We start from the raw sequence: 12129 nt of genomic DNA on the forward strand, positions 1-12129 counted from the left end.
TGCTTTTGTCTCTGAACTATCACAGACGAGTAAAATCATTAAATAGCGCTAACGCCATGAGCGAGAAGATGATCGCACCACCAATTCTAAAGCCCATTTCCTGCACTTTCTCAGGAACAGGACGTCGAATGACTGCTTCAATTGCAAAAAACAACAAATGACCGCCATCCAACATTGGTAAAGGAACGAGATTAATAATACCTAGGTTAACACTAATTAGAGCGAGAAAACCTAAAAAGTAGACCAAACCATAATCTGCTGTCGCGCCTGCGCCTTTGGCTATTGATATTGGTCCACTCAGATTATTCAGACCAACGTCTCCAACAATCAGCTTCTTAAGCATGCTGATTGTCAAACCAATGACTTGGCCAGTTTTGTCTACTGCTTTACCTATTGACTCGAATACACCAAACTGAAGATCGAAGCGATAACTTTCTGGCCATTCTGCGACTTTAGGTGCAATACCTGCAAAACCAACGACTTCTTTGTTAGCTAGCTCACGGCTACCGGGCGTCAGCGTCAATGTTTGCTCATAACCCTGACGTAACACCGTCAATTCAAGCGGTGTATCAGGATTAGAACGAACCGCTTCAACCACTTGCTTCCATTCGGTTACGCGTTGTTGACCAATTGCGACAACCTCATCACCTGGAAGCACACCGGCTTTTTCCGCCGCTCCACCTTGCGAGACCTGCTCGATAACTCGATACACCTCCGGTGTATACGGAGCAAAACCTAACGACTGCATCGCTGACTGAGTTTCTGGGTCGAACTTCCACTCACGTAAATCGAGCGTTTTCGTTACTTCTGAACCAACTTCATTCGCTGACGTTAGTGTTACCGTCATCAAATCATCGCCAATATGAGAAATCAATCCCATATTTACTGATTCCCAATCCGGAGTTTTGATACCAGATATCGATTTAAGTTCCATTCCAGATTCAATTCCAGCTTCCGCAACAATCGAATTGGGCGTAACTTCACCAATTACAGGCTTAACAGCCGGGATACCAATTAGAAATACCAGCCAATAGGCAAAAATTGCGAAAAGAAAATTAAAGATGGGGCCAGCCGCAACAATAGAGGTTCGCTTCCATAACGGCTTCTTATCAAACGCTAGGTGCTTCTCATGTTCTGGCACCTCATCGACACGGCTATCAACCATTTTCACATAGCCGCCGAGAGGGATCATTGAGATGCTGTACTCCGTTCCGTCTTTGCCTACCTTACTCCAAATAGACTTGCCGAAACCGATTGAAAACTTTTCAACTTTAACGCCGCAACGGCGAGCAACCCAAAAATGCCCAAATTCGTGCACGGCAACAAGAATGCCCAGTGCGACGATAAAAGAAATGAGATTCCACAATATACCAGTCATCAGCTACGCTCGCGTATGGTTTCTAGGGCAATAGTTCGTGCCATTCTATCTAGCTCGAGCAAGCTTTCCAAGCTATTCGCATTCTCAGCCTTGCAGCTTGCGTTGATTTTATTCAACACAGACTCATTGATGCGAGCAATATCGGTAAAACCTAGTCTGTTGTTTAAAAATGCATCAACAGCGACTTCATTAGCTGCATTCAATGCCGTTGTTGCGTGTTGACCTTCATAACAAGCATCAATTGCGAGTTTTAAACATGGGTAACGAGCAAAGTCAGGCTGCAAAAACGTCAGCTCACCAACTTTCGTGAAGTCTAGCGGCTTAACCCCAGCTTCTACTCTTGACGGGTATGACATGGTGAGCGCAATTGGCGTCGCCATATCCGCTTCTCCCATTTGTGCCAAGACCGAACCATCACGATACTGAACCATAGAATGAATCACAGATTGAGGATGAATAACCACCTTCAGTTGTTCGCGAGCAGCATTAAATAGCCACTTAGCTTCGATATACTCAAGGCCTTTATTCATCATCGTGGCAGAATCAACAGAAATTTTTGGCCCCATCGACCAGTTTGGATGAGCGATCGCCTGAGCGGGTGTCACCTGCTCCAGTTCTGCGATGTCAGTGTAACGGAAAGGACCACCAGATCCAGTCAACAAAATATGAGAAATGCCATGTTCTTGTAAATTGCAACGACCTAGATTGGTTTGTACTTGCTGTGGTAAACATTGGAAAATGGCGTTGTGTTCACTGTCGACGGGAAGTAGCTCTGCGCCAAATTCTTCTACAGCATCAATAAATAGCTGGCCTGACATTACAAGTGCTTCTTTATTTGCCAACAAGACTCGCTTACCTGCTTTCACGGCAGCCATGGTAGGCAATAAGCCAGCGGCTCCTACAATAGCAGCCATTACACTGTCGACCTCGTCCAGCGAAGCAATATGGCATAGCGCATCAACACCACCTAGCACTTCGGTACCTGGCGAAACCGAGTGTAGCTCAGCTTGAAGTTGAGACGCCGCAGCTTTATCTGCCATGACCGCATACTTAGGTTGCCACTGACGACATAGACCGATCATCTTTTCAACGTTAGTGCTTGCCGCTAAGGCAACGACAGAAAACAGATCTGGGTTTTGTTCGACCACTTTAAGCGTGCTTGCACCAATTGATCCAGTAGCACCAAGAATCGTTAACTTTTGCATGTTGTAAGACCGTTAGAAAGCTCAGGAGCGACGACGCCGCTCCTGATAAATTAGAATACGTAGTAAAGAAGAGCAAAAACTGGGAATGCTGCGGTTAGGCTGTCGATACGATCTAGCACACCACCGTGCCCTGGGATAATGTTACTGCTGTCTTTAATGCCTGAGACACGTTTGAACATACTTTCAACCAGATCACCAAGCACTGAAATAACGACAGTAACCAGCGTAATCAGCACCATATGGACAGGGCTAGTGAACTGGATGTCGAACCAATCAGCAAATGCCCACGCTACGATTAATGCCGTGATAATGCCACCAATTAGCCCTTCAATGGTTTTATTGGGGCTTACATGAGGAGCCATCTTACGTTTGCCTAAGCTTTTGCCTGCAAAGTAGGCGCCGCTATCTGCAGCCCATACCAAGAAACAAACGTACAACACAAGCTTTGCGCCGTGGTATGGATCTACAGTGATGTCATACGCTCTGAGAATAATCACACTCCAAAGGAATGGGATTAATGTCAGAAAACCAAATACATGACGTAAAACAAAATTACTTTGCCAAGATTTCGTCGTTTTGGGGTAAGTAATCGCCATTAAGCTAGCAATAATCCACCAAACAAAACCAATACCCAAGACGACATAATGAGGTGTCGTTAAGTGATTGAGGCTATATGCATCAGGCGAGATGTATAGAAAACTAAGTCCGGTAATAATGATTGCCGGCACAAGGGCAGCAATGCGAGAGTTGCTTCCTGTAAACTGAGTCCACTCCCAAAAACCTAATAGCGTTATTGCAGTTAAAGCGGCAATAAAGCCCATTAGCGGTAATTTAAAAATGCCTAAAATAACCAGGGGAGCTAAAATTAGTGCTGTTATTATTCTCTGTTTCAAACTAACTAGTCCTTATTGAGCTGCCATCAATGCCTTTATTTGTTCACCTGTACAGCCAAAACGACGTTCTCGGTTGATAAACCAAGTTACAGCTTCTACCAAACTGTCTTCATCGAATTCTGGCCAGTACTCTGGTGTAAAGTACATTTCTGCATAAGCCATTTGCCACAACATAAAGTTGCTGATTCGGCACTCTCCACTGGTGCGAATTAAAAGATCCACTTCCGGTAGGTCTGCCATGGTCAAATGTTCAGTGATTAGCTGCTCATTGATATCCTCTACACGAATTTCACCGTTACGTGCTTTTAGCGCTAACGTTTTAGCAGCTTCTGTGATGTCCCATTTACCGCCATAGTTGGCTGCAATGTTGATCACCATACCCGTGTTATCTGCCGTTAGGTTTTCTGCTTCTACAATTTTCTTTTGTAGACGCTCACTAAATCGACTGGTATCACCGATCACGCGCAACCGTAAGTTATTTTTGTGTAGTTTTTTTACTTCACTAGACAGGACCGTGATAAACAGTTCCATCAAAAGACCCACTTCTTCCTCCGGACGACGCCAGTTTTCACTACTAAAAGCAAACAGCGTCATGGCTCTAATGCCTAGTTTTGAAGCAGCAGCCACGGTCTTACGAACGGCACTAACGCCTTTTTTATGACCAAATACGCGAGGTTTTCCTTTGGACTTAGCCCAACGGCCATTACCGTCCATAATGATGGCAATATGCTTAGGAAGGGAATCAGAGAAGGCTTGAGAATTTTGCATAGGGAGTTAATTGAGTTCCATCAGTTGGATAGACTAACATAAAAAAACGCTGAGCTGTGAGCACAGCGTTTTCCAACAGTGATGTGTGTGGGAGTATTAAACTTCCATCAACTCTTTTTCTTTTGCAGCAAGAACTTCATCGATCTTCTTAACTGCAACGTCAGTTAGCTTTTGAATTTCGTCTTGTGCTTTACGGTCTTCATCTTCAGAGATTTCTTTATCTTTTAGAAGCGCTTTAAGATCGTTGTTTGCGTCACGACGGATGTTACGAACAGCAACACGACCACCTTCAGCTTCACCACGGACGATCTTAACTAGGTCTTTACGACGTTCTTCCGTTAGCGGTGGAAGTGGAACGCGGATGATAGTGCCAGCTGACATAGGGTTTAGACCAAGGTCAGACGTCATGATCGCTTTTTCTACTTTCGGCGTCAGCTCTTTATCAAAAACCGTGATTGCAAGTGTACGTGCATCTTCAGCAATAACGTTTGCTACTTGGTTTAGAGGTGTTGCTGCACCGTAGTATTCTACAGAAATACCAGATAGTAGGCTTGGGTGTGCACGACCTGTACGAATTTTAGAAAGGTTGTTCTTAAGCGCTTCAACGCTTTTATCCATGCGCTCTTGCGCGTCTTTTTTGATTTCGTTAATCACAGTTTCACCTTAAAAATGTCATCTTTCCTGAAGAAAGCCTAAAACGGTTGAGCAAAGCAAGCACCACCCTAACACTTTGGAGTGGCACCTTAAGCCAAGCTTATTCGTTGATGAGCGTGCCTTCTGCTTCGCCCATTACCACGCGACGTAGTGCGCCTGGCTTGTTCATATTAAATACGCGGATTGGCATTTTGTGGTCACGAGCTAGCGTAAACGCCGCCAAGTCCATAACTTTCAGCTCTTTATCCAGAACTTCTGCATAAGATAGCTTATCATACAGCTCTGCGTCTGGGTTTGCTACAGGGTCAGCAGTAAATACACCATCAACTTTCGTCGCTTTTAGTACGACATCCGCTTCAATTTCGATACCACGTAAACAAGCAGCAGAATCCGTTGTAAAGAACGGGTTACCAGTACCAGCAGAGAAGATGACAACTCGGCCTTGGCGAAGCTCACGGATCGCATCAGCCCAATTATAGTCGTCACATACGCCTTTTAGAGGGATTGCAGACATAACGCGCGCATTTACGTATGCACGGTGAAGAGCATCACGCATCGCTAGGCCATTCATTACTGTAGCAAGCATACCCATGTGGTCACCAACTACGCGGTTCATACCAGCTTCAGCTAGGCCTGCACCACGGAACAAGTTACCGCCACCGATAACTACACCAACCTGAACACCCAGTTCAACCAGTTCTTTAACTTCTTGTGCCATACGATCAAGGACCGCAGGATCAATACCAAAACCGTCTTCACCTTGAAGAGCTTCACCACTCAGTTTTAATAGAATACGTTGATACGCTGGTTTAGGGTTCGTAGTCATGGAGTTTACCTTCCAAAGAGAGTTGTTGATTAACAGTCATGAATAGACACAACTTCAGTTATGGCTATTCATCACGGCTAATCGTTCACTGCTCATAAAAAGACCGCAGCCTTGGCTACGGTCTAATCTTTATACAGTCTCTAAGGATTAACCTTTTTGAGCTGCTGCAACTTCTTCAGCGAAGCTCATTTCTTCTTTCTTCTCGATACCTTCACCTACTTCTAGGCGAACGAACGTAGAAACTGAAGCGCCTTTTTCTTTCAGCATTTCGCCTACAGTTTTCTTAGGCTCCATGATGAAAGCTTGACCTGTTAGAGAGATCTCGCCAGTGAATTTCTTCATGCGGCCAACAACCATCTTCTCAGCGATTTCAGCAGGCTTGCCTTCGTTCATTGCGATTTCAACTTGAACCGCTTTCTCTTTTTCTACTACGTCAGCTGGTACGTCTTCTGGGTTAACGAACTCTGGCTTAGAAGCAGCAACGTGCATTGCAACGTGCTTAAGAGTTTCTGCGTCGCCTTCACCAGCAACAACAACACCGATTTTCTCACCGTGACGGTAAGAAGCGATTGCAGTGCCTTGAACGTATTCTACGCGACGGATAGTGATGTTTTCACCGATTTTAGCTACTAGAGCTACACGTGCGTCTTCGAATTGTGCTTGTAGTTCTTCAACAGAAGCTTTTGAAGCTAGAGCTGCAGCTGCGACTTCTTCTGCGAATGCAGTGAAGTTACCGTCTTTAGCAACGAAGTCAGTTTGGCAGTTAACTTCAAGAAGAACAGCAACGCCGTTTTCTTCTTTGATGATGATTGCGCCTTCAGCTGCAACGTTACCAGCTTTCTTAGCTGCTTTCGCTGCGCCAGATTTACGCATGTTTTCAATTGCTAGTTCGATGTCAGCGTTTGCTTCTACAAGCGCTTTCTTACATTCCATCATGCCAGCGCCAGTACGCTCGCGAAGTTCTTTAACTAGAGCAGCAGTTACAGTTGCCATTCTGTCTTCCTCGTTTGATTCGAAATAAGGTAAAAAACAGGGGCCTAACATTGTCGGCCCCCATTGCTAACTATAACTTAGTTTATGCTACACAAAGGTTTCACATAGACCAAGTGTGACACAGAGCCGCTATTATTCAGCTTCTACGAAACCGTCTTTTTCAGCAACTGCAGCTACGTCTTTGTTACGACCTTCAGATACTGCTGAAGCAGCAGCGTTCAGGTATAGCTGTACAGCGCGGATCGCGTCGTCGTTACCTGGGATTACGTAGTCAACGCCGTCTGGGTTAGAGTTAGTATCTACCACAGCGTATACTGGAATACCTAGGTTGTTAGCTTCTTTAATTGCAATGTGTTCGTGATCAGCGTCGATTACGAATAGAGCGTCTGGTAGGCCGCCCATGTCTTTGATACCACCAAGAGATTTCTCTAGCTTCTCCATTTCGCGAGTACGCATTAGAGCTTCTTTCTTAGTTAGTTTGTCAAAAGTACCGTCTTGAGATTGAGTCTCTAGTTCTTTTAGACGCTTGATAGACTGACGAACTGTTTTGTAGTTTGTAAGCATACCGCCTAACCAGCGGTTGTTTACGTAAAACTGGTTGCTTGCGATTGCAGCTTCTTTAACAGCTTCAGATGCAGCGCGCTTAGTACCTACGAATAGAACCTTACCTTTCTTCTCGCCAACTTTAGCTAGTTCAGCTAGAGCGTCGTTGAACATTGGTACAGTTTTTTCTAGGTTGATGATATGAACTTTGTTACGAGCGCCAAAGATGAATGGCTTCATTTTTGGGTTCCAGTAACGAGTCTGGTGACCGAAGTGAACACCAGCTTTTAGCATATCGCGCATTGATACAGTTGCCATTTTAAAATCCTCTATGGGGTTAGGCCTCCACATTCCCCATAACTCCGACCAAGCTTCTGCTCAGCACCCCGGAATATGTGACGGAATGTGTGTGATTTAAAGATAAAAGGTTATTCGGATGAAGCTTGCTTCGCCGCTTAACTTTGCTAAACGAAGAGAACAGTCCTCTATTCCGGCGCGCTTTATACCATATTTTAGCTCACTGTGGCTAGTAAAAATTATTTCTTCACCGAGCCACTTTCTCCTATTTATAAGCAAAACTTTAAACATATGATCGAATTAAGAATGATGCATATTCCTATCTAACTTGGGTTAACGCCCCGATGTCTGATAGAATGCGGCCATTCGCACGTTTACGTGCTTAGGAATAAGTAGAGAAAGCCAATGTCAATCAAGATTAAAACTGCTGAAGAAATAGAACGCATGCGCATTGCGGGCAAGCTAGCCGCAGAGATTCTAGAAATGATCGAACCACACATCAAAGTTGGTGTGACGACAGAAGAGTTAAACAAAATCTGTCATGAGTACGCTCTAGAAAAAGGCGCATACTCTGCTCCGCTTGATTACCATGGTTTCCCTAAGTCGATCTGTACTTCAATCAACCATATCGTATGCCACGGTATTCCAGCGGAAAAAGACGAAATCGGTAGCAACGGCCAAATGAAGCCGGCGGTACTAAAAGATGGTGACATCTTAAACGTTGATATTACCGTAATCGTTCCAAATGATGAGAATGCCGATCTGAGCGTGCGTCCTCAGGGTTACCATGGTGACACTTCTAAGATGTTCCTAGTCGGTGATGTTTCGCCTGCAAACAAACGTCTGTGCATGGTAGCTCAAGAAGCACTGTACGTTGGTATGCGTACCGTTAAGCCAGGTTCAACGGTTGGTGACATCGGTACAGCTATCGAGAAGTACATCAAAGAGAATAACAAGAACAATCCTCGCAACAAGTTTTCTATTGTGAAAGACTTCTGTGGCCACGGTATCGGCGATGAGTTCCATGAAGAACCACAAGTGGTTCATTACAAGAACAAAGACCGCCGCGTATTAAAAGAAGGCATGTGCTTTACTATTGAGCCGATGATTAACGCAGGTAAATTTGGTTGCTCTGTTGATGCACAAGATGACTGGACTGTTTACACGGGCGACGGCAAGAACTCTGCGCAATGGGAACATACCATTGTTGTAACAAAAGAAGGTTGTGAAGTACTGACGCTTCGTAGCGACGATACGATTCCTCGCCTAATGAAAAACGCGTAAAGCTGACGACCACTCGTTGTTTACTATATCCCTGCTTCGGCGGGGATATTTTTTATCTGCCGCAAATTTGTTAGATTGTTATTAGATTAGCTTGCACGGATGGCAAATATGACACTTCAGTCCCCTCTTACCTTTTCCGATGAACAAATCAATATCGGTGAACTCAAACAAGAATTAGAGAAGTTTAGCTCTAATCAAAACCAAGAGTTTCTCAATCATCATCCGGTAACAAGCTTGGTTTTAGCCAGAGCTGAATATATGGATCTGCTTCTCAATCGTTTGTGGCAACATTTTGGTTTCAAGGATATTTACAACATTTCCCTAGTTGCCGTTGGTGGCTACGGACGAGGCGAGCTGCATCCGCTCTCCGATATCGATATTTTGATTCTGTCGAACAATAAACTGCCAACCGCGTTAGAAGCAAAAATCAGCGAATTCATTACGCTGTTGTGGGATTTAAAACTCGAGGTCGGACACGCTGTTCGCACCGTTACTGAATGTGCTGAAATTGGTAAAGCCGATCTAACGGTCGCGACAAACCTGCAAGAAGCGCGACTGCTGTGTGGAAGCGAGGACACCTTTCAGGCACTGAAGAAAGTCGTGTTATCAGACTCCTTCTGGCCAAGTGAGACGTTTTACCGCGCTAAAATTCAAGAGCAGCGCGAACGCCATGCACGTTACCACGACACGACCTACAACTTAGAACCGGACATTAAATCAACCCCTGGCGGGCTGCGCGATATTCATACATTAAGCTGGGTCGCTCGACGTCACTTTGGTGCTACTTCATTGTTGGAAATGAGCCGATACGGATTTTTAACTGACGCAGAATACCGAGAATTGGTTGAATGTCAGGACTTCCTTTGGCGAGTACGTTTCGCTCTGCACATGGAGCTTCGCCGCTATGACAACCGCTTGACCTTTGCTCATCAAGCACAAGTTGCGGAAAACCTAGGCTACGTCGGAGAAGGCAACCGAGGCGTAGAAATGATGATGAAAGAGTTCTACCGCACGCTTCGTCGTGTGGCAGAGCTCAATAAAATGCTACTCAAACTCTTTGACCAAGCGATCATTAATGGTGGGGCGACAGAAAGTGCCGAGATTCTCGATACGGACTTTCAACGTCGCGGTTCTTTAATTGAAGCGCGGAAACCCGCATTGTTCCAAGCTCGCCCAGAAACTATTCTGGATATGTTCTTACATATTGCTAACGACTCAACTATTGAAGGGGTGAGCCCACCAACGCTGCGTCAACTGCGCACCGCTCGCCGTCGGCTCAACAAGTTTTTGCACACTATTCCTGCTGCACGTGAAAAGTTCATGGCGTTATGTCGTCACCCTAATGCTCTGCACAAAGCATTCAGCCTCATGCACCGATTAGGGGTTATGGCGGCCTATTTACCGCAATGGAGTCAGATTGTTGGTCAAATGCAGTTTGACTTATTCCACGCCTACACGGTTGATGAGCACAGTATTCGCTTACTTAAACACATCAACACTTTTAGTGACCCAGAAAATCATGCGAAGCACCCTATTTGCTGTGACGTCTACCCACGGATGCAAAAGAAAGAGCTGCTGATTATTGCCGCTATTTTCCATGATATCGGGAAAGGTCGTGGCGGCGATCACTCGATTATCGGTGAAGGAGAAGCGTACGACTTCTGTATTGAGCATGGCTTATCGAAGCCCGAAGCGAAACTTGTCGCTTGGTTGGTAAGACATCATCTATTAATGTCTGTCACCGCACAGCGCCGAGACATTTATGATCCCGATGTCATTACCGAGTTTGCCAAAAAAGTCAGAGACGAAGAATCTCTCGATTATCTTGTATGCCTGACAGTTGCAGATATTTGTGCAACCAACCCAGAACTTTGGAATGCTTGGAAACGAACTTTACTTGCAGAGCTGTATTACTCCACACAACGTGCTTTACGCAGAGGGCTAGAGAACCCTGTCGATGTACGTGAGCGAATTCGCCACAATCAACAAATGGCCTCCGCAATGCTGCGCAAAGAGGGGTTTGCCGCGCGCGAAATTGAAGTATTGTGGCAACGCTTTAAAGCTGACTACTTCCTTCGTCATACTCATACGCAAATCGCGTGGCACTGTGAACACTTACTTCGCATGGAAGATCCGACTAAGCCTTTGGTCTTGATCAGTAAAAAAGCCACTCGTGGCGGCACTGAGGTGTTTGTATATACGAAAGACCAGCCTGCTTTATTTGCGACGGTCGTGGCGGAGTTAGATAGGCGTAATTTTAATGTACACGACGCGCAAATCATGACCAGCAAAGATGGGCACGTGATTGATACCTTTATGGTACTCGATCAACATGGCGAAGCGATCGATGAGTCTCGTCACGCGGCGGTGATTAAACACCTCACCCATGTACTGGAGGCGGGCCGACCAACCAAGATTAAAACGCGCCGTACTCCGAACAAACTTCAGCACTTTAATGTGAAAACCAAAGTCGACTTCTTACCAACCAAAGGTAAAAAACACACTTTAATGGAGTTTGTCGCGCTAGACACACCAGGGCTGTTGGCCAAAGTAGGCCGTACGTTTGCTGATTTAAATATCAACCTTCACGGTGCCAAAATCACCACAATTGGTGAGCGAGCAGAAGACTTGTTTATTTTAACCAGTGATGCAGGAGGAAGATTAAGTGAAGAACAGCAAGATGAGCTAAGAGAGAGATTGATCGAAAAGTTATCTGATGAGGTCGCAGCTTAGATAAAACCTGCCAATCTTTTCGGTTCAGGGCGAGAGCGATCTTGCCCACAAGTTAAGCATTTTGGCTAAATATCAGCTATCTAGCTCATACATAGGCTGCTACAGTTATATCAATATCAATTCGATGTAATAGAGGTAGCCTATGTATCCCCACCTCACTGGTTTGGGTATTCACGACCCTAAGCAGATTGAACGTTATTCCCTACGCCAAGAAGCACACAAAGACGTACTCAAGATCTATTTCCACAAGCAAAAAGGCGAACTATTCGCTAAAAGCGTTAAATTCAAATACCCACGCCAAATCAAAAATGTTCTTGTTGATAGTGGCAGTCACAAATATAAAGAAGTAACGGAAATCAACCGTAACCTCACATTAGTCATTGATGAACTGAATAAAATTACTAAGCCAACGAAACAACCTGAGGTTGATGTAAAAGAGAAAATTCTTTCAGACCTTCGTCATTTAGAAAAAGTCGTTTCGAGCAAGATCGCAGAGATCGAAGCGGATCTTGAAAAACTAAAGTAAAACGTTAAGTCTTAAATATTAAAAAAGGG

Annotated in this window: 11 protein-coding genes; 3 read left to right on the plus strand and 8 right to left on the minus strand. The window is 44.9% G+C overall.

The annotated features are described in order from the left end of the window. Positions 1 to 19: 19 nt before the first annotated feature. The 8 genes from rseP to rpsB all read right to left on the minus strand — a co-directional run bounded on the left by rseP (position 20) and on the right by rpsB (position 7578). Entirely contained in the window at positions 20 to 1378 is a 1359-nt protein-coding gene (rseP, locus tag MTF70_RS01925) for a sigma E protease regulator RseP (protein WP_005380334.1), read from the minus strand. Next, positions 1378 to 2583, minus strand: coding sequence for a 1-deoxy-D-xylulose-5-phosphate reductoisomerase (gene ispC / locus MTF70_RS01930; RefSeq protein WP_005385353.1), 1206 nt, complete (start codon positions 2581 to 2583; stop codon positions 1378 to 1380). Before ispC ends, rseP begins: the two co-directional genes overlap by 1 nt. Positions 2584 to 2633: 50 nt before the next feature. Continuing rightward, positions 2634 to 3476: a phosphatidate cytidylyltransferase gene (locus tag MTF70_RS01935; RefSeq protein WP_005385351.1), complete on the minus strand. Its 843-nt coding sequence runs from the start codon at positions 3474 to 3476 to the stop codon at positions 2634 to 2636. 12 nt (positions 3477 to 3488) lie between these two features. Then, positions 3489 to 4244 carry an isoprenyl transferase gene (locus MTF70_RS01940; RefSeq protein WP_005380331.1) on the minus strand — a complete coding sequence of 252 codons (756 nt, stop codon included), beginning with the start codon at positions 4242 to 4244 and terminating at the stop codon, positions 3489 to 3491. A 96-nt stretch (positions 4245 to 4340) separates the two neighbouring features. Next, entirely contained in the window at positions 4341 to 4898 is a 558-nt protein-coding gene (frr, locus tag MTF70_RS01945; RefSeq protein WP_005380330.1) for a ribosome recycling factor, read from the minus strand. Positions 4899 to 4998: 100 nt separating this feature from the next. After that, a complete protein-coding gene (gene pyrH / locus MTF70_RS01950) occupies positions 4999 to 5724 on the minus strand; it encodes a UMP kinase (protein WP_005380329.1) in 726 nt (241 codons plus the stop codon). Between the two features lie 147 nt (positions 5725 to 5871). Further along, on the minus strand, positions 5872 to 6717 hold the full coding sequence (tsf, locus tag MTF70_RS01955; protein ID WP_005380328.1) for a translation elongation factor Ts: 846 nt from the start codon (positions 6715 to 6717) through the stop codon (positions 5872 to 5874). A 132-nt stretch (positions 6718 to 6849) separates the two neighbouring features. After that, on the minus strand, positions 6850 to 7578 hold the full coding sequence (gene rpsB / locus MTF70_RS01960; RefSeq protein WP_005380327.1) for a 30S ribosomal protein S2: 729 nt from the start codon (positions 7576 to 7578) through the stop codon (positions 6850 to 6852). A gap of 384 nt (positions 7579 to 7962) precedes the next feature. Here rpsB and map point away from each other — a divergent pair, with 384 nt between their 5' ends. The 3 genes from map to MTF70_RS01975 all read left to right on the plus strand — a co-directional run bounded on the left by map (position 7963) and on the right by MTF70_RS01975 (position 12100). Then, positions 7963 to 8841, plus strand: coding sequence for a type I methionyl aminopeptidase (gene map / locus MTF70_RS01965; RefSeq protein ID WP_005380326.1), 879 nt, complete (start codon positions 7963 to 7965; stop codon positions 8839 to 8841). A 108-nt stretch (positions 8842 to 8949) separates the two neighbouring features. Then, positions 8950 to 11574, plus strand: a complete 2625-nt coding sequence (gene glnD, locus MTF70_RS01970; protein WP_017636037.1) for a bifunctional uridylyltransferase/uridylyl-removing protein GlnD — start codon at positions 8950 to 8952, stop codon at positions 11572 to 11574. Positions 11575 to 11716: 142 nt separating this feature from the next. Beyond that, a complete protein-coding gene (locus MTF70_RS01975) occupies positions 11717 to 12100 on the plus strand; it encodes a DUF3461 family protein (RefSeq protein ID WP_005380322.1) in 384 nt (127 codons plus the stop codon). Positions 12101 to 12129 lie beyond the last annotated feature (29 nt).

Origin of the sequence: Vibrio sp. 2CM40D (assembly GCF_023161825.1) — a bacterium.
GTDB classification, from domain to species: domain Bacteria; phylum Pseudomonadota; class Gammaproteobacteria; order Enterobacterales; family Vibrionaceae; genus Vibrio; species Vibrio alginolyticus.

Bases quoted from the DNA above. Each gene is read 5' to 3' on its own strand.
- rpsB (WP_005380327.1), bottom strand. From the start codon at position 7,578: ATGGCAACTGTATCAATGCGCGATATGCTAAAAGCTGGTGTTCACTTC.
- map (WP_005380326.1), top strand. From the start codon at position 7,963: ATGTCAATCAAGATTAAAACTGCTGAAGAAATAGAACGCATGCGCATT.
- tsf (WP_005380328.1), bottom strand. From the start codon at position 6,717: ATGGCAACTGTAACTGCTGCTCTAGTTAAAGAACTTCGCGAGCGTACT.
- rseP (WP_005380334.1), bottom strand. From the start codon at position 1,378: ATGACTGGTATATTGTGGAATCTCATTTCTTTTATCGTCGCACTGGGC.
- ispC (WP_005385353.1), bottom strand. From the start codon at position 2,583: ATGCAAAAGTTAACGATTCTTGGTGCTACTGGATCAATTGGTGCAAGC.
- MTF70_RS01975 (WP_005380322.1), top strand. From the start codon at position 11,717: ATGTATCCCCACCTCACTGGTTTGGGTATTCACGACCCTAAGCAGATT.
- glnD (WP_017636037.1), top strand. From the start codon at position 8,950: ATGACACTTCAGTCCCCTCTTACCTTTTCCGATGAACAAATCAATATC.
- pyrH (WP_005380329.1), bottom strand. From the start codon at position 5,724: ATGACTACGAACCCTAAACCAGCGTATCAACGTATTCTATTAAAACTG.
- MTF70_RS01940 (WP_005380331.1), bottom strand. From the start codon at position 4,244: ATGCAAAATTCTCAAGCCTTCTCTGATTCCCTTCCTAAGCATATTGCC.